The sequence below is a fragment of the Phocaeicola sp. GP0067 genome (assembly GCF_031119655.1).
Classification (GTDB): domain Bacteria; phylum Bacteroidota; class Bacteroidia; order Bacteroidales; family Bacteroidaceae; genus Phocaeicola; species Phocaeicola vulgatus.
This window is the reverse complement of record NZ_JAVHZY010000011.1, coordinates 1-18842: the sequence shown is the minus strand read 5'-3', so window position 1 is coordinate 18842 and position 18842 is coordinate 1. Positions and strand designations below refer to the sequence as shown.

The 18842-nt window shown below is 41.9% G+C and carries 10 protein-coding genes and 1 tRNA gene; 2 read left to right on the top strand and 9 right to left on the bottom strand.

Annotated features, from left to right (window positions below):
* Positions 1-150: 150 nt before the first annotated feature.
* Positions 151-2367: a glycoside hydrolase family 97 protein gene (locus RE317_RS10360; RefSeq protein WP_005849631.1), complete on the bottom strand. Its 2217-nt coding sequence runs from the start codon at positions 2365-2367 to the stop codon at positions 151-153.
* Positions 2368-2408: 41 nt separating this feature from the next.
* Positions 2409-4259, bottom strand: a complete 1851-nt coding sequence (locus RE317_RS10355) for a glycoside hydrolase family 13 protein (protein ID WP_008668505.1) — start codon at positions 4257-4259, stop codon at positions 2409-2411.
* A gap of 248 nt (positions 4260-4507) precedes the next feature.
* Between RE317_RS10355 and RE317_RS10350 the strand changes: the two genes are divergently transcribed.
* Complete coding sequence (locus RE317_RS10350; RefSeq protein ID WP_008668503.1) at positions 4508-6103, top strand: DUF6377 domain-containing protein; 1596 nt, start codon at positions 4508-4510, stop codon at positions 6101-6103.
* Positions 6104-6592: 489 nt separating this feature from the next.
* Here RE317_RS10350 and RE317_RS10345 read toward each other — a convergent pair whose 3' ends face one another.
* The 7 genes from RE317_RS10345 to RE317_RS10315 form a co-directional block, all read right to left on the bottom strand.
* Complete coding sequence (locus RE317_RS10345) at positions 6593-9163, bottom strand: PL29 family lyase N-terminal domain-containing protein (protein ID WP_303266239.1); 2571 nt, start codon at positions 9161-9163, stop codon at positions 6593-6595.
* A gap of 73 nt (positions 9164-9236) precedes the next feature.
* On the bottom strand, positions 9237-9722 hold the full coding sequence (locus tag RE317_RS10340; RefSeq protein WP_005838929.1) for an AraC family transcriptional regulator: 486 nt from the start codon (positions 9720-9722) through the stop codon (positions 9237-9239).
* 704 nt (positions 9723-10426) lie between these two features.
* A complete protein-coding gene (locus tag RE317_RS10335) occupies positions 10427-11782 on the bottom strand; it encodes an MFS transporter (RefSeq protein WP_008668498.1) in 1356 nt (451 codons plus the stop codon).
* Between the two features lie 73 nt (positions 11783-11855).
* Positions 11856-14534: a 4-alpha-glucanotransferase gene (locus RE317_RS10330; RefSeq protein WP_008668496.1), complete on the bottom strand. Its 2679-nt coding sequence runs from the start codon at positions 14532-14534 to the stop codon at positions 11856-11858.
* Positions 14535-14861: 327 nt separating this feature from the next.
* Positions 14862-16826 (bottom strand): DNA topoisomerase (ATP-hydrolyzing) subunit B, encoded by a 1965-nt coding sequence (gene gyrB / locus RE317_RS10325; RefSeq protein WP_005838938.1) that lies wholly within the window; start codon positions 16824-16826, stop codon positions 14862-14864.
* 446 nt (positions 16827-17272) lie between these two features.
* Positions 17273-17527: a 30S ribosomal protein S20 gene (gene rpsT, locus RE317_RS10320; protein WP_005838940.1), complete on the bottom strand. Its 255-nt coding sequence runs from the start codon at positions 17525-17527 to the stop codon at positions 17273-17275.
* Positions 17528-17569: 42 nt separating this feature from the next.
* Positions 17570-17641: transfer RNA gene (locus RE317_RS10315), tRNA-Glu, on the bottom strand.
* Between the two features lie 243 nt (positions 17642-17884).
* Here RE317_RS10315 and recO point away from each other — a divergent pair.
* The gene (gene recO, locus RE317_RS10310; protein ID WP_005838942.1) at positions 17885-18610 is read left to right on the top strand and encodes a DNA repair protein RecO; all 726 of its coding nucleotides are present in this window, start codon (positions 17885-17887) and stop codon (positions 18608-18610) included.
* Positions 18611-18842: the final 232 nt, after the last annotated feature.

Sequence of the window (18842 nt, the reverse complement as noted above, 5' to 3'; positions counted from 1 at the left end):
TTAGTGCTAGTGCAAATCATATATAATTGATTCATAGTATAATATACTGATTGGCTTATCTTAAAAATATAACTATATGTGAACTGTTCAAGGCTCATTCGGCTACATTTTATGAGGATTAATGTTAACTGTTTGTCAAAAGATCACTTTCTATAATCTCTTAATACCTTTTAATTCTGATTTATCTTTTACCTCTTTAATGCTGATTGCATAACCACCACCGCTTGCTGCGTGTAAGTTCAGTTTGCTTTTGTTGGTCACAATGCCTTTACGGATGGTATATGCCTGCGGATTATCTTTCCAGTCGGCATCTTTTGCGTCTGCATATACAGTTGCGATGTATTTTTTGTCCGGATCAAGGAAATCAAATATCAGTTTTGAAGAATGACCGTTCTCATCTGCCGTACAGCCGATATACCAGTCGTTGGTTCCTTTAGCTTTGCGGGCAATGGTAATATAGTCTCCCGGTTCGGCTTCCAGATATTTGGTTTCATCCCAGTCAATGGCTACATCTTTTATGAATTGGAAGGCATCCATGAAGCGTTCATAGTTTTCAGGTATGTCGGCAGCCATTTGTAATGGGCTGTACATTGTTACATACAGGGCCAGTTGGCGTGCCAAAGTAGAACGTACCTGTGAATTGTTGGTAGGATTCATTTTGTTACAGCGGGTTTCAAAGATACCCGGAGTGTAGTCCATCGGACCACCTATTAATCGTGTGAAAGGCAAGATGGTAGTATGGTTTACGTTGTTACCGCCAAATGATTCATATTCAGTTCCGCGTGCCGATTCGTTACCGATCAGGTTGGGATAGGTGCGGCATATTCCGGTAGGGCGTACAGCTTCGTGGGCGTTTACCATGATTTTGTAGTCCGCTGCTTTTTTCACCGCATACAGATAGTGGTTATCCATCCATTGTCCATAGTGGTGTTCGCCACGTGGAATAATGTTGCCTACATAGCCACTTTTTACAGAATTATATCCGTTGTCTACCATGAATTGGTATGCCTGGTCCATGTGGCGTTCATAGTTACGTACAGAAGCCGAAGTTTCATGATGCATCATCAGTTTTACGCCTTTGCTTGCAGCGTAGCTTTGAAGTTCTTTCACATTGAAATCGGGATAGGGAGTTACAAAATCAAAAACATAATCTTTGCTTTTTCCGAACCAGTCTTCCCAACCTTCATTCCAGCCTTCTACCAATACTTGGTCGAATCCATGCTCTGCTGCAAAATCAATGTAACGTTTTACGTTGGCAGTGTTGGCAGAGTGTTTGCCGTTAGGTTTTGTTTTGTTGTAATCTGTTTCACCCAGTTTTACACTGGATAAGTCGTCCGTGTAAGCCCATGAACCTTTTCCCGTAATCATATCCCACCACACACCGATGTATTTCACAGGCTTGATCCAGGAAGTGTCTGCTATTTTGCAAGGTTCGTTCAGGTTTAACGTAATGCGTGAGGCAAGAATGTTGCGGGCATCATCACTAACGATGACGGTACGCCACGGTGAAGTGCAGGGAGTCTGCATATATCCTTTGTCACCTTGTGCGTCCGGAGTCAGCCATGATTCGAAAATCATGTTCTTGTCATCCAGGTTGAGGTGCATGCAGGCATAGTCTATCAAAGCTGCTTCGTGCAGATTGATGTACAGACCGTCGTCTGTTTTCATCATCAGGGCAGTTTGTACACCGGTGGGGCTGAATGCGGTTTGCGAGGAGTTCTCCGTATAAGCCTTTGAAAACAATCCTCTGATTTCCGACAGGCGGGAAACGGTATAGTCATATTCCTGTGTGTCATAATCTCCCGGAATCCAGTAAGCGGTGTGGTCACCTGCCATGGCAAATTGTGAATGTTCTTCTTTGATCACGAAATAGTTCAAGTTCTTCTGCTGCGGAAATTCATAGCGGAAACCCAGACCGTCGTTGAACAGGCGGAAACGGATGATTATAAATCTGTCATTGGCAGGCTGGTTCAATGTGACCGCCAATTCATTATAATGGTTACGGATTTCCTTTTCTTCTCCCCATACCGGCTGCCATGTTTCATCGTTGGTAGATGTCCGGACATCCTTTATCTCGAAACCGTTATAAAGGTTTGTCTTGATGTCCAGTTTGTCTATGTCTTTTTTATCAGTCCATTCGAAGTCGGTTTTGGCGTTTGCGTCTTCTTTTTTTAATTCCAACCCCAATTTGCTGGGTTTGATAACTTCCTTTTGTTTATAGGTCAGTTCATACGTGGGAGTGCCCTGACCATCTAGAGTAAATGTCATCTCCAGATTACCATCCGGAGAGTTCAGTTTTTGTTGTGCATTTGCAATGAATGAGATACAGAGAAATGCGATAAGTGAAAGATTCTTTTTTAAATTCATAATATGTACTGGTATTAAATTATAAGCTTTTACTGGTTGTTTTAAAATTCTAAAACTAGCATTCCACGCCCCGGAAGTGTTAGGTTTTTACTCAAGTCGATATTTTGATCCGTTAAAACATCATGGGCTGATGTTGTTGGAAGTACTTCTTTGTATGGAGTCAGGTTTATGGTTTGCGTTTTGTCTGTTCCATTCATGAGAACCGTTATCGATTTGTTTCCGTATTTTCGTTCATAAACGTAAATCCCTTTGTTGGGAGCGAAGTGTTTCAATCTGCCTTTGGCTATGACTTCATTCCCTTTTCTCCATTGGAGTAATTTCTGCATATAAGTAAAGGCTTCATTTTGCTGCGGAGTACGGTTAGCCTCATTGAAACAGTTGCGTGGGTCATTTTTCCAACCTCCGGGGAAATCACAACGTAACAGACCGTCGCCATTGGCTTTATCTGCAGCCATCAGAATTTCTGTCCCATAATAAATCTGGGGAATGCCACGTGTGGTCAGCAGGAATACAAGTGCTTGTTTGTAGCGGTCAATATTTTGCGTGGCTTCTTCATTTAAATAAAAGCGTGAAGTATCATGGTTATCAAGGAAAACGAGCAGATTCATCGGATCTGCATATACCAAATCCTGAGTAAGATAATCGTAAAGACGATATAATCCGCCGTTCCAGTCAGTTGTTTCTTCGTCAAAGGCTTTGTTCATTTGTTCCATCAGCGGGAAATCCATCACGGTACGGAGATTGGAGTTTCTGGGAGCAGCCAGTCTGCTGTCTTTCTGCCAGAAAGAAACCAGCACATTACTGTTCAACCAAGTTTCACCTACTATGTTGAAATCAGGGTACTCGTCGGTCACGGCTTTACACCATTCTGACATCATGTCGAAATCTGCGTAAGGATGTGTGTCTTGACGGATGCCGTTAATCCCTGCATATTCTATCCACCAGATACTGCTTTGGATCAAATAGCGGGCTACATGGCGGTTGCGTTGGTTCAAGTCGGGCATTGATTCTGTAAACCATCCGTCTACGGCTATCTTGCGTTCATAATCAGAAGCGTGGATATCCTGTACACTCGCTGTTTTATAAGAAGTTTGTGTGTAGTTTCCTTTAAAATTGAACCAGTCTTTGGAAGGCATATCTTTGAAAAGATAGTTTTCGCTGCCACAATGGTTGAAAATCATGTCCATAACAACTTTCATTCCTTTGCTGTGTGCTTGTTCTACCAGCTTGCAGAATTCTTCATTGCTACCTAATCTGCGGTCTACTTGATAATAATCGGTAATGGCATAGCCATGATAGGATCCTTCTTTCATGTCATTTTCCTGTATGGGGTTCAGCCAGATTGCCGTAACTCCCAAGTTGGAGAGATAATCCAGATTATTTTCAATACCTGCGAGGTCGCCCCCGTGACGGGCGAACGGATCGTTACGGTCTACCTTTGCTTCCAACATTTCCGGTACGACATCGTTCGAGGGATTTCCGTTGGCGAAGCGGTCTGGCATAATCAGATATAATACGTCACCTGAGTTGAAGCCTTCCACGTTGGAAGCATCTGCCTTACGCTGTTTTATTTCATATGGCACAACAGTTTGCTTTTTACCTTGTTTCAGTGTAATATGAAAAGTCTGCGGAGTAGCTTCCGATAAATCCATATATAAGATTAAGTAATTGGGATTTTCTTGTTTCACAACATCTTTCAGAAGAATGTCTTTAGAAGAGATGCTTACATCACTGGAAGAAATATTGTCGCCATACAGTAGGACCTGTAGTTCGGGATTCTTCATATCCGCCCACCAGAAGGCTGGGGCTACTTTTTTAATTATGGCTGCGGACACTGTGTGTTGCAAACCGAATAACGCGAGTAATGCCATAAGTGCGAATGTTCTTTTCATAATATATAGAAATTAGTGTTTATATCTTCATTTCATTTGGATGTTGCAAATGTAGGAGTGGAATAGCTGAGATTTGAGTACTAGAATAAAAATATAAATGTTTTATAGACTCAACTTATTGATAATTAGGCATATTTGTCTTTGCTGTATTGCTGAAAATATAAACGTCAATGAAAATATTTTCGTTGAAAAACTTTATTCTAATTACTTATATTTATATATTTGTGAATCTATAATAAGTATATAAGATGAAGAATGTAACCTATTTCTTTATATTGTTTTTGTTGACTTTGACAACTCCTTTGTTTGCTGATAAAAACAGCAATGAAGAAGTGTTGAAAAGGTTGGATCGGGTCATAGATAATAAGACCGCTTGTCATGTGCAGAAGGAAAAAGAGATTGTGGATTTAAAGCAACGTCTTCACCGTTCTAAAGATAATAGGGAGAAATATGAACTTTGCGGTTCTTTGTTTAACGCTTATCTGCATTATCAAGCTGATTCCGCATTGTATTATATTAATGGAAAAATGAATTTGTTGCCTCTGTTGAATCATCCGGAGTTAAAGAATGAGATTGTCATTAACCGTGCCGAGGTGATGGGGGTGATGGGAATGTATAACGAGGCTTTGGAACAATTGGAGCGGGTAGACCCGTTGGAATTGGAACGGGAGACTTTGGCTTATTATTACCGGACCTATCGGGCTTATTATGGTTGGGTGGCCGATTATACCACCAATGATGCCGAAAAAGTGAAATATTTGAAAAAGACCGATGCTTACAGGGATTCTATTCTTATTGCTACTGATCCTTGTGTAGACAGGAGCATTGTATGGGCCGAGAAAAAGATTATTAATGGCAAGGTGGATTCTGCTTTGGTTATATTGTCGGACCTATTGAAAGAAACGCCGGATGAACGGCAAAAAGGGTATATTTACTATACTTTATCCGAGGCTTACGATATGCGGGGAGATATTCAGAAAGAAATTTATTATCTGGCCTTGACCGCTATTACAGATTTGAAATCGTCTATTCGTGAATATGCATCCTTACAGAAATTGGCTCAACTGATGTATGAGGTAGGTGATTTGGATCGTGCCTATAAGTATTTGAATTGTTCAATGGAGGATGCGGTAGCCTGTAATGCCCGTTTGCGGTTTATTGAGGTAACGCAGTTCTTTCCTATTATTGATAAAGCATATAAATTGAAAGAAGAAAAAGAGAGGCAGATTTCCCGTACTCTTTTAATCAGTGTCAGTTTGCTTTCTTTATTTTTGCTTGCTGCTATTTTTTATCTGTACCGATGGATGAAGAAATTATCAGTGATGCGCCGTAATCTGAGTCTGGCTAATCAACAGATGCAGGAAGTAAATGCTGAGTTGGCACAGACGGGGAAGATCAAGGAAGTATACATTGCCCGTTATTTGGACAGATGTGTGATTTATCTGGACAAGTTGGAGTTTTATCGTCGTTCTTTGGCGAAACTGGCAATGGCCTCCCGTATAGACGATTTGTTTAAAGCGATTAAATCCGAGCAGTTCATACGAGATGAACGGAAGGATTTTTATAATGAGTTTGATAAGTCTTTCCTGGAGTTATTTCCTCATTTCATTACTTCTTTTAATGAGTTATTGGTAGAGGAAGGAAGAATATATCCCAAATCGGGCGAGTTGCTGACTACGGAATTGCGTATATTTGCTTTGATCCGTCTGGGAGTAACTGATAGTAATCGGATTGCCCATTTCTTGGGGTATTCTTTGGCAACGATTTATAATTATCGCAGCAAGATGCGTAATAAGGCGATAGGAAACAAGGAAACTTTTGAACAGGAAGTGATGAACTTGTAGAGATAGGGGGACTTTTTAATTATAATTGTAATGTGAATTAGAGAAACAATGAGGTTTAAATCGATATAACCGAAGGTTTTCATACTCATATGGAGTTTATACTGAAATGGTGTACTTTCAAAATCTGCATGGTCTTTTCAGAGCTTCTTGTGGATGAAAAGAAATTCTTATATTTATTATTGTCTTTGCGGATACAGAATTGAGCTGTTCTGCCTTTTCTCCATTATAATACCGAGGAACTGGCTTATTGAGTAGTTGCATTGTTAAGACATTAGTATCTGATACTATGTATGCGATAGGGGTATAAGGTGGTTTTTCTACAAAATCAAAGTTTTATTTTTTTGAGAGCTTTTTTGATTCAAATAAATTAAAAGAAAGCGAGGAAAGAAGTATTCCGGTATGCGGAAACACCTTTCCTCGCTTGGGAGAAGTTTATCTATATTCTAATATGAAGATATTACTATCTTTTTCATAGGATTAGATAAATAATTAAACTGCTGCATTAACTGTGATTTCTACAGGTACAGTTACATTTACTGTTTCACCCTTGGAATTCTTCACATTTGTGAATGTCAATTTAATGGTAACCTTTGTTGACTGAGAAATCATAGTATCCGCAGTTGTAATCTTGATATCATAACGTGTTACATTATTCGGATTATCAGCAGTTCCAATATTAACTGTACGTTCTACAAGTGCTGCACTCTTAATCAAGTTGTTTCCTTCTGTTATCGTTACAGTAGAATTGTTATCTACAGTGTAAGCATCTCCTGCGAAATCTATCAGTTTGTAAGTCAAAGCACCAGAAGCAGCGTTTCTGTAGTCATAAACTGTTACTGATTTGCCGGCACACATTACTGCTACATTACCGATAACGATGTCATCACCCTTAAGAGTAGCGAAGTTAACTTTCAAGTTTTCGATACCATAAGTACGGGATGTATTTTCTCCGCTTGCATTCTTAGCGTAAGAAGTATCAGTTCCCAAGAAGCTAATCTTCAAGTTTTTAATAGTATAAACTGTGTTCTTCTTACCGTCATCCTTTAAGGTTACAACACCATTTTCGATCTTAATCTTGTCATTACCTGTTGCCGGTGCGGCATTTTCTGTAACCAAAGTAGCGTTAGCACCTTTGAAGAAGGTATTCAATGTAATGCTATTTTGCTCTACAACTTTCAATACGCCATTGCTATAGTATTGAGCATCCCATGTAACGTGGCTGTTAATTTCTTCTGCAGTCGGTTTCGCGATAGTAAACGGAATTTCGACAGTCTGACGCAGATTGCCCTTCTTGTCCTTCATTTCGATAACAGCTTTCAATGTACCATTGCCCAAAGTAATACCTGCATATTCTTCATTAAACTGAATCTTCACTTTAGAGAAGTTAGACATATTAACCTTACCATTGTCATTGCTGTTGTTAGCATTCAAAAGAATAGCGGTCTTAAACAATTGGGTTGTTACATCGATTCCGTCTTCTTTTACTGATTCGCCATATTCATTCAGCTCATCCCAAATCAGTTTCACATTGTTTGTGAAGTTTGCCATATCATCATTCCATACCAGACGGTCACCGGCTGTAGGAGCAACTTTTGCAAAGTAAGGAGCAAAGTCTGCAATGATGAATTGGTTAGCAATCTTTTGTCCGGCCGCGTTTGCGTAAGTAGCAACTGCGTTATGAGCTTGTTCTGCTAATATGATTTCAGTTGTTTCAGGAGCTTCTTTACCAAAGGTTACAGTTACAGGGTCACTAATCACAACCATAGCCGTGTTTGTTACCTGGCGAACAGTAAATTTCACTGCTTGGCCTTTGATAGTTTCCTTGTATGAGAAAGTCATACCATCAATAGAAATACCATATCTTACAGAGTCAGCTTTGGCTTCATCGTCTGCCATGACCAAATATGAATCGTAGATGTCTCCGGCTTCTTCAGGAACAATTGTTACAGGTTCTCCTATAGATTCAACAGGAATAGTTCTGTCTTTGAATGTAGCACCGTTTTTATTATTAGCTTGCTTCAATTCTACACCATAATTATAAATTGAGCGTACATTTTCGCTAGCAACCAGTGATAGTGCTTTTCCTTTAATGTTTTTCTCATAGGTTTTCATTTCAGCAGGAGTCATATCCTTTAATGAATAAGGAATTGCAAAAACGCCACTTTCTGAAATAGCTCTGCTGTTGCTGATGGCATCATTGGTAGGAACAGGAGTACCGAATACAACCGGAGCTTCGTCACCTTTCGTGTTAACCAACTTAAAGTTCAGTTTAGAGATGTCGTAATTAGAAGGAACGACTTGTACATAAACATAGTCTTGGTTGGCAGTCAACATATATTGCCCCTTAGCCGGCATAGCCTTGCTTCCATCCCATGTAGCTTCTTTAACTTGACCCTCTTTATTTATGTGCAGACCATTGAAACGATGGTAATTAATGTCTAAATTTTCACCAAGGACTACAATCTGACCTAGATCGGCAGCCATCGGCAGGCGAATCTCCAATGGTTCTTTACCATTTTCATCATAAATCACCAAGATGTTGTAGTTTGGATCTGTAGGATCAGTATAGTAGAAAGGAATATTTGCAGCAGGAGCGGTAGCGCCGGCAAATTCTTCAAATTCTGTACCGTTCCACAAATACCACTTGCCGTTTTCCTTTTTCACTTCAGGCTGAGCATCCTTGCCCGGTTCACCCTGTGCGCCGTCCTGGCCTACAGCTTTAACGGTAGTTTTCTCACCGTTGCATACCCAAAAACCATCTTCCGAGATAGTCCATTCTGTACCTGCAGCACCTGCTTCACCGTCCTTACCGTTGGTAATGGTGTAGCTGCTACCGTCATTGAAAGCAACAGTGAAACCGCCTGTGGCAGGAGTTACAGAAGTAATCCAGTTGGCAGCATTGATTTTTGCTTCCAAGTCTTTGATTTGACTTTCGATGCCATCCACGCGTGAAGTCAGCTCGTCAATGTCATCATCGTAGTCTTTACAAGACACAAATGTTCCTGTTGACGAAACCATCAAGGCTCCGAACAGGATTGCACTTAAAAACTTTTTGTTCATAATAGAAAAACTTTAAATTTATAAATTTAAAAAAACTAAAATTGGTTATACATACCATTTATTATAAAAGGACTTAATTGTTTTCCTCCTGTTTCAGCGGATTCCTCTCGTGTGCCACATACTGCCGGGGCGTCATGCCCGTCACTTTTCCGAACGCCACATAGAAAGGGCTTTTCGAACCGAAGCCGCTGCGTACGGGAACTTCCTCTATAGGGCATCGTCCGCTGCGGAGCAGCTCTTTGGCGTATTCCACTCGGTAAGTGTTTACTAGTTCTTTCAGGTTGCAGCCGAAATAGCGGTTCACCACATTACTTAAATAAGTCTGGTTTGTCTCCAGCATCGCACTCAGTGTCTTCAGCGAAAGAGAGGAATCGAGGAATACTTGACGCACTTCCATCAGGTATAATATACCTTTATATATAAGAGCGTCTATCCGGCGGACGTCCGTCCGCAACGCAAACTCCTTCTCCCATCGGCGAGAGGCGGCACGATAGAGCAAAGTCTTTTGGCGCACCGAAGTGTAGCGGGTCTTTTTACGTCGCAGAAACAGGTATTCCATTCAATTCTTTTTTCGTTTTTTATTTGCTTATTTTGTCGATCTCTTAGTAAGAGATCGACAAAATAGATGTAATATGCATAAAATCAAATAATTAAATCAGTGAGAAGTGGGCTGTTGAGAGAAAGATTAAATAAGAAAAAAGGCTTTTTTTTGCTTTAGATCGTATTTTTTTAATGAAAAGTGTATTAGTTATCAAAACTTTCCTTATTTTTGCACGAGAATTATATATCTCTTACTAAGAGATCGATAAAAACCTATCTTGTATTTTGTAGTCTAAACAGGTAAAAATCAATTATTTATATCTTCGTTTTATTATATACTTGGGCGCAGAATGTAACTCATGTGTCAGAAATGAGTACCGCTTTGTACTTTATTATATGGCGTATGATTTTTTCTATCGGCATCCAGAATTCATGGAGAAGTTGGAATAATGCTGGACGGAATGAAGATGAATGTGTCAAAACCAAAATGACAGCTTTGAAAAGTTGCAGATAGTAATTATAACGCGTAAAAGGGTCGTATCAAACTCTGTATTGAGTAATGATACGATCCTTTCTTTAGTCTTTTAGGATGCTCAAATTTCAGATTATAAGTTCATGTTTTCAAAAACAGAGTTTTGACACCGCGGAGTGAATTTCAGTTTCGGGAAACAGAACATTGAACGGTGGTGATGGAATGAGCATATATTACTTTCGGGAAATGCTTTACCTCTCTTTGATAATACTTACACAGCCGGCACCGATAATCAGGAACACTCCAGCCAATACCAGCATGTTTACTTCCGGAGCGACACTACCCGGACTGGTAAATATCTTCAGTACGATACCTCCTAAAGAAGCTGCGACAATCTGTGGAACACAAATAGTTCCATTGAATAATCCCAGATAGGTTCCCATATGTCCTCCTGTTAATGCATTGGTCAGAATGGTAAAGGGAAGGGCCAGCATGGCTGCCCATGCACAACCTATCAGGATGAAGGATGCAAATAAAGCATATTGATTATGGATAAAGAAAATGGAGATGAATCCAATGCCTCCCAATACCAGACTGAGTACGTAGGCAAGTTTGCGGTTCTGAATCATCGGGATGATCGTTGCCCAAATAACGGAACCGATGGCTTGGACAGCAAATAAGATCCCGACCCAATCTCCCGCTGTCTGGTATTGTGCGGATTGTGTATCCAGTACCACTCTGGAAACACCGTTTGTCATGGTTGTTATGACCGGTGTGTCGAACACATTCAAAGCAACTGTTCCATTGGTGTAAGTCCACATGAACATGAAGGCTGCCCAGCAGAAAAATTGTACCAGTCCTACTGTCCAAAAGGCTTTGGGAGCCTTGACCAGCAATTTGAACATATTTGTCTTTTCTTTTTTGCTTTCATGGGTGATGCCATGATATGTTGCATATTCTTCGGGAGGAAATTCCTTTACTTTGGCCGAAGTATAGATCACGCATAGAATCAGTATCAATGCGCCGATGTAGAAAGAATAGATGACAGAGTCGGGAATAACACCTTTGGGAGCAATATTACTGATGCCGATGGCGGCAAAAATAAACGGGAAAAGATATCCTGCCAGACTGCCGGCATTACAGAGAAAACTCTGAATGGAGTAAGCCAGTCCTTTTTGTTTTTCATTCACCATATCGCCCACCATCATCTTGAAGGGCTGCATGGCCATATTGATAGAGGTATCAAGGAACATCAGTGATATCAGACCGAATACCATAGCTGCACTGACTGTCATTCCGAAACTACCTGCATTAGGGAGCAGGCACATGACGCAGACAGCAACCAGAGCTCCTGCAAACAGATAGGGGATACGCCGTCCGAAACGCGTCCAAGTGCGGTCACTCAGTGCGCCTATGATGGGTTGGACGATGATTCCTGCCAGCGGAGGTAATATCCAAAAATAGCTTAAACTGTGTGGGTCTGCTCCCAAAGTGGAAAAGATACGGCTGATATTCGCGCTTTGCAAAGCGTAGGCTATCTGCACGCCAAAGAATCCGAAACTAATATTCCATAGTTTCCAGAAACCTAAATCGGGAATTTTTTTCATGGTATGTGTGTTATTGATTATCGTTGGGGTAGGGAGTCACCACAGACAGCCCCAAGCTGTCTGTGGTGGATGGTTAGAATCTGCCGGTGGTGTCAATCATCTCTACCAGCTTTTCATTGAACTTCTTGTTCTTTATCAGTTCTTCCAAAGTGAGATGCATACGATATCTCCAGTAATGTCTTGGATTGGCAGGTACGTTGATACGTTCCGCGTTCACATCGGGATAGCGGATTTCTTCGTCTATTGACAGCCAGTCCTGAAAGGACAGGATGCACAGCAATGACGGACATTCCAGATGGTGGCGTACTATTTCCTCGCAAACCCATCCCGGAGCTGAAACCGGAACTTCTCCCCAGTGTCCCATTACATGGTTGTAGTAGCGGCAGGTCTGTTCGTAATCTTCTTCCCACCATCCCCGCAGAGTAGACATGTCATGAGTGGAAATAGTACAGACCGAGCGGTACGGATATTCCCACACGTGACCGAACTCGTGTTTGGGATTCTTGGGCATACGTTGGATTTCCAGACTGAGTATTTGCAACTGGTCCATTACCCAAGGCACACAGTCGGGAACCATTCCTAAATCCTCTCCGCACACCAGCATAGAAGTGGCTTGTGTCAGGATAGGCAGCTTTTTCATCGCTTCCTGATACCAGAACTGGTTATGGCGTTGGTAATAATAATGATTATACAGACGGTTGAAAGCATCTTTCTCCTTCCAGTCGAGGCGCCCGAAGATGAAATCATTCTGAACGGCAATTCTTGGATGGTACATGGAGGGGTGCTTGCGGTCGGGAACAAATAATACATTGCTTATCAAGGCATATACTCCCTCGCGTATATGGATACTTTCTTCATCTTTCTTATCGGAGAAATAAGCCTCCACTTTGCGTTGGGTATCATATTCCGGGCGCATTTCATAAATGTCATCGTGAGCATGTTGTACGAATGTTTCTTTTACAAAGGAAGCTTTGTCACCAAACATCTTGTTTAGCATCTCTTCGTTGATGAACGGTTTGGTCATGAAGTCCTTTTGGAACGGCAGCCCGTAACTTTGAATTTCGTCCACACTCATAGGCAATGCCGGTACAAACTGTCCCAGCAAACCATGTACCGAATGAGATGGGATTTCCCAGATACGGAAGAAACCAAGAATATGGTCTATGCGGTAAGCTGTGAAATACTCTGCCATTTTGCGGAAACGCTTCTGCCACCATTGGTAGTTGTCTTGTTCCATTACCTCCCAATTATAGGTGGGAAAGCCCCAGTTCTGTCCGTTCACGGAGAATGCGTCGGGCGGTGCGCCTGCCTGACCGTTCATGTTGAAATAATACGGCTCAATCCATGCCTCCACACTGTTGCGGCTGATGCCGATAGGGATATCACCTTTAAAGATAATACCTTTTTCGCGGGCATAGTTTCCTGCATCAAGTAATTGGATATGTAAATGGTACTGTGTGTAGTAGTAAAAGGCGATTTCTTCATAACAAGAGCTGTCCGGTGCGCATAAGGTTGCTATTTCTTCTGCCTTGTACTCTGTATGCTCAGGCCATTGGCTGAAATCCGGAGTGCCATACAGATCTCTTAGATAGCTGAATGCGGCGTATGGCAGCAGCCAATGTTCATTTTCTTCAAAGAATTTTTTGAATTCGGCCGAAGCCAGCACTTTCCTTCCGGTTTGTTGGAACATCACTTTCAAATAGGCACGTTTGGCATTGTTCACTTCTTCATAATCTATTTGGGGAAGAGCGTTCAATTCTTGCCGGCGGGCTTCAAAAACAGCCAAAGCTTCCTTATCCTTCATCTTACCCAGCTGGTTCAGGTCAATATACATCGGGTGGAATGCATAAATGGAAATACTGTTGTAGGGATAAGAATCCATCCAGGTATGGGTAATGGTCGTATCGTTGATAGGGAGGATTTGTACAGCTTGCTGGTGGGTCTTTGCCGCCCAGTCTATCAGTTTCTTCAAATCTCCGAAATCTCCTACTCCAAAACTTTTCTCACTGCGGAGAGAAAATACAGGGATAGCTGTTCCCGCCACTTTACGGGCCGATGAAGTGAAATGAACTTCAGTTTCCGGTGTCAGGTAAATTTCTCCTTTTTTTAATTCCGGATTATTAAGCATCCGGTTGTCGTGGTTCTCCCATTCCTCTACCTGCTTGCTGTCGGCGTTGCAGGCTACGAACTTATAACTTAGCGGAAACTCCAAAGTAGAAACATTCAGTGTGATGGTCCACTCGTTCGGTTGTATTTCTTCCATCAGGACCGTCTTTTGAATATCCCAATTGCCTAAAGCCGGGCAATCTCCGCTGATAGCCAGCACTTGACGCTTATGATGCAGACAAGGGCATAAGGCCCGGAAAGTAATGCTTCCATCGGCGCTTGCTGTGACTTTTATAGTTGTCTCAGACTGATAATCACCACTGAAGGCGGAACTGTATAAGTAAGATTCAGCCGGAAGGTCTTTCCAGAAATCATTTAATATGTAGTGGCAGTTTTTCTTTTTTCCGGGGCAAAACAAATGAGCCATGGTTCCGCTTTCACGGCGGATGCACTGTCCGTCACGATATACTCCATAGCGGTAGGAAACAGGCACGCATGCAGGGAGGTCCGGCATTTCAGCTTCACCTTCCCAATGTTCCCCGTTTGGAGTGCGAAGGATGATAGGTTCACTATTGTTTCCGTCCAGTATCACCCCCAGTTCTTCTCCCCAGGCTGTACGGTATTCAATTCGAAATGTGAGTTTCATGTTATTATTCGAGTTAAATGGTTTAATGTCCCAAAATTAAGACTTTCTGGCAGAATATCGTCTTTCATCCAATTAATTTATAAGAAAAATGAATGAGGTTATGTTTGTTACCGGCGGTGAACTATTACAATTTCTGCCCATTTCATCGAAAAAAAGAGTCGGTATGAGTATCTGTTTCTTCGGGCATTTAAAGGAGGAAAAATATAAATGGGGTCAGGTTGGTTTTCATTGATAAAAAAGCCCCGATCCAGAGAAAAGCAGGATCGGGGCTACCTCAAATTGTAAGATGTGAGGATGGATTTTGATTAAAAAATAATGAATGAAAAATTACGCGTCTATATTCGCATATGTCGCGTTTTTCTCTATGAACTCGCGGCGTGGAGCTACATCGTCTCCCATCAGCATGGAGAAGATATAGTCTACGTTGGCGGCATTGTCAATTGTTACCTGTTTCAGAATACGCGTTTCAGGGTTCATTGTTGTTTCCCACAGTTGTTCGGGATTCATCTCACCCAAACCTTTGTATCGCTGTGTATGGATTCCGTTTTCTTGTCCGTCACCATATTTTTGAATGAATGCCTGGCGTGCTTCTTCGGTGTAGCAGTATTCACTGATTTTTCCTTTGCTGCATTTATACAATGGCGGATTGGCAATGTACAAATGTCCGTTTTCTATAATTTCCGGCATATAGCGGTAGAACAATGTCATGATAAGGGTGTCGATGTGAGAACCATCGACATCGGCATCGGTCATGATCACCACTTTGTGATAACGCAGCTTGTCGATGTTCGCTTTTTTGCTGTCATCATTTCCGTCCACACCGAAACGGACACCCAGGGCGGTGATGATATTATTGACCTCATCGCTTTCAAAAGCCTTGTGCCACATCGCTTTTTCCACATTCAGGATTTTACCCCTCAAAGGTAGAATTGCCTGGAAGGCACGGCTACGTCCTTGCTTGGCAGAACCACCTGCCGAGTCACCCTCGACCAGGAATAGTTCACATTCCTCCGGATTACGGCTCGAACAGTCGGCCAGTTTGCCCGGCAGTCCGCCACCGCCCATCGGACTCTTTCTTTGAACAGATTCACGTGCCTTGCGTGCGGCGATACGCGCTGTTGCAGCCAGGATCACTTTGTCAACAATCTGTTTTGCTTCTTTCGGGTGTTCTTCCAGATAATATGTAAGCGCTTCGCCTACAGCTTGGTTCACGGCACCACTCACTTCGCTGTTGCCCAGCTTGGTCTTGGTCTGTCCTTCGAACTGCGGCTCGGCTACTTTCACTGAAATGACGGCAATCAAGCCTTCGCGGAAGTCCTCTCCCGAAATCTCGACTTTTGCTTTTTCCAGTGCTTTGGTATCTTCCGCATATTTCTTCAGTACACGGGTTAATGCGCTGCGGAAACCGGCCTCGTGTGTACCGCCTTCTATTGTATTGATATTGTTTACATACGAATGCAGGCTTTCACGATAGCCTGTATTGTACATGATGGCACATTCAATGGGGGTATTGTTTTTTTCGGTATTCAGATAAATGACATCATTAATCAGCGCTTCGTTGTTACGGTTCAGGAAACGTACAAACTCTTTCACTCCTTCGTCCGAATGGAATATTTCTTTCTTGAAGCTGCCATCTTCTTCTTTGATCCGGCGGTCGGTCAGTGAAATGGTGATACCTTTGTTCAAGTAGGCCAATTCACGCATACGTGCCTGTAGAATGTCAAACTTATATTCGGTAACAGTGAAGATGGTATCATCCGGCCAGAAAGTCTGTTTTGTTCCGGTAATATCAGCTGTTCCTACTTCTTTTACAGAATACAAAGGATGTCCGCAGCTGTATTCCTGCTGGTAGATCTTGCCACCGCGGAATACCTGTGTGGTCATGTGAGTAGACAAGGCATTCACACAAGAAACACCTACACCGTGCAGACCGCCTGAAACCTTGTAAGAACCTTTGTCGAACTTACCTCCCGCGTGCAGCACGGTCATTACCACTTCCAATGCAGATTTCTTTTCTTTTTCGTGAAAGTCTACCGGGATACCACGGCCATTATCCTGTACGGTAATGGAGTTGTCTTCATTGATGGTGACTTCTATATGATCACAGTAGCCGGCCAATGCCTCGTCGATAGAGTTGTCCACAACCTCGTAAACCAAGTGGTGCAATCCCTTTTCGCTGATGTCTCCGATATACATGGCGGGACGTTTACGTACAGCCTCCAAACCTTCCAATACCTGGATGTTACTGGCCGAGTAATTGTTTTCGCCGTTTATCTTTTCTTCTTCACTCATGTTTGATTCAATTATCTTAAATATTAGCTTTCAAAGATACGAAAAATTGCTGAGACAGGCAGCTTTTATGGACTAAAAAACGTAAAAAAGAGGGGATTGGACAGGTTTGGAATGAGGTCTGTCCGTGAACGCCGGGAAAAGTAGGGGAGTGATGTATTTATTTCGAGGGTAAGTCTTCTGAAGATTAATGGGGCTTCTTTTTCCTTCAAATCCTTCATTGACGCTTAACAGGCTTTTTATCAGCATCTTATCATGTATGATTCTCTTCTAAATCCTTCATGAATGCTTCAGATTCTTCAGGGCTGTTTTCCGCGGAGCGAGGACTTGCGTATTTTTTCGATGTTACGTTTGCAATATGTATTGCTTGTGTTTTATGAAACACATAAAAAGACAAAAGGCCGGATTGAAAAATCCTGCCTATTTTATCTTTTAGTTTAAGACTTTGCTTAAGCGAGTTTGCTAATGTAAGCAGCCAATTTTGACTTCAAGTTAGCAGCTTTGTTCTTGTGTATGATATTGGTCTTAGCAAGCTTGTCCAACATCTTCTGAACGCCCGGATACATTGCAACAGCTTCTGCCTTGTCAGTAGTTGCACGAAGTTTTTTAACAGTGTTACGCATTGTTTTTGCATAATATCTGTTATGAAGTCTTCTCTTCTCTTCCTGTCTGATTCTCTTTAATGATGATTTGTGATTTGCCATTTCGACTAATCTTTAATTTTGTTCTTTTATTATTTTTATTTGTAGCCCGTGGGGGAATCGAACCCCCCTTTCAAGAATGAAAATCTTGCGTCCTAACCGATAGACGAACGGGCCGAGCCTTGATTCTGCCGAGCCTTAGCTTGGCTTGCTTTCGGAGAGTGTTTTTCTCTTTTGCGGTTGCAAAGGTAGGAACTCTTTTTGAATTGACAAAATATTCGGCATATTTTTTTTGTAAATACGTGCATTTTCATCTAAAAACCCTATTTTTGTATGTTCCAACGATGCGTATATTTGTGTGGAAAAGCAAAAAACGTATTGCGGACAACGATTACCCAGTATATAAAAGAGAGAAAGAGTATGCTTCAAAAGACGGTGGGAATTGTACTTCATACCTTAAAATACAATGATACTTCGAATATCGTTGATATTTATACGCGCGAGAATGGCCGTGCGTCTTTTCTTGTGTCTGTTCCCCGTTCACGGAAATCGGCGGTGAAGACGGTATTGTTCCAGCCGCTTTCCATGATAGAGTTTGAAGCGGATTATCGTCCGATGTCCAATTTGTATCGTATAAAAGAAGCGAAGTCGTGGTATCCTTTCCGCACGTTGCCATACGATCCTTATAAATCTTCCATTGCCATGTTCTTGGCGGAATTTCTGTATCGTGCTTTGCGTGAAGAAGCGGAGAACGGGCCGTTGTTTGCTTATTTGGAGCATTCTATCCGGTGGCTGGACGAATGCGACAGAAGTTTCTCCAATTTTCATTTGGTTTTTCTGATGCGTTTTTCACGTTTCCTCGGTCTGTATCCTAATACGGAGGATTATAGGGAAGGATGCTTTTTTGATATGCTGAATGCCTGCTTCGTGTCTGTCCGGCCATTACATGGCGCTTTTTTGAAACCGGAGGAGGCTTCACGTATCAACCTTTTAATGCGTATGAATTATGAAACAATGCATCTTTTTACTATGAGCCGTCTGGAGCGTAACCGCTGTCTGGTTATTATGAATGATTACTATCGTTTGCATCTGCCGGATTTTCCGGTGCTGAAATCGCTGGATGTGCTGAAAGAGTTGTTCTCGTGAAATCCTTTCTATCTGGATGTGTTCATGTTCACGCCTTTTTTTATTTATCGTTTCACATTAGTGAGGAAGCTTTAGCACTCTAGTGATGAAGTTTCATCATCCTAGTGAAACAACTTCATCGCTAAAGTGAAACGATGAATTAGTCTAGGAAGCAAGTAAGCATTCGGCCTCGTGCGTGTTTTTTTCCCCTCTTTTCCTTCCTACCTTTGTGGCTTCATTATAATCTTAATCC

What these genes read in the sequence shown, in the direction of transcription:
- RE317_RS10335 (WP_008668498.1), bottom strand. Translation starts at nt 11,782, where the DNA reads ATGAAAAAAATTCCCGATTTAGGTTTCTGGAAACTATGGAATATTAGT.
- recO (WP_005838942.1), top strand. Translation starts at nt 17,885, where the DNA reads ATGCTTCAAAAGACGGTGGGAATTGTACTTCATACCTTAAAATACAAT.
- RE317_RS10360 (WP_005849631.1), bottom strand. Translation starts at nt 2,367, where the DNA reads ATGAATTTAAAAAAGAATCTTTCACTTATCGCATTTCTCTGTATCTCA.
- RE317_RS10345 (WP_303266239.1), bottom strand. Translation starts at nt 9,163, where the DNA reads ATGAACAAAAAGTTTTTAAGTGCAATCCTGTTCGGAGCCTTGATGGTT.
- gyrB (WP_005838938.1), bottom strand. Translation starts at nt 16,826, where the DNA reads ATGAGTGAAGAAGAAAAGATAAACGGCGAAAACAATTACTCGGCCAGT.
- RE317_RS10350 (WP_008668503.1), top strand. Translation starts at nt 4,508, where the DNA reads ATGAAGAATGTAACCTATTTCTTTATATTGTTTTTGTTGACTTTGACA.
- RE317_RS10355 (WP_008668505.1), bottom strand. Translation starts at nt 4,259, where the DNA reads ATGAAAAGAACATTCGCACTTATGGCATTACTCGCGTTATTCGGTTTG.
- RE317_RS10340 (WP_005838929.1), bottom strand. Translation starts at nt 9,722, where the DNA reads ATGGAATACCTGTTTCTGCGACGTAAAAAGACCCGCTACACTTCGGTG.
- rpsT (WP_005838940.1), bottom strand. Translation starts at nt 17,527, where the DNA reads ATGGCAAATCACAAATCATCATTAAAGAGAATCAGACAGGAAGAGAAG.
- RE317_RS10330 (WP_008668496.1), bottom strand. Translation starts at nt 14,534, where the DNA reads ATGAAACTCACATTTCGAATTGAATACCGTACAGCCTGGGGAGAAGAA.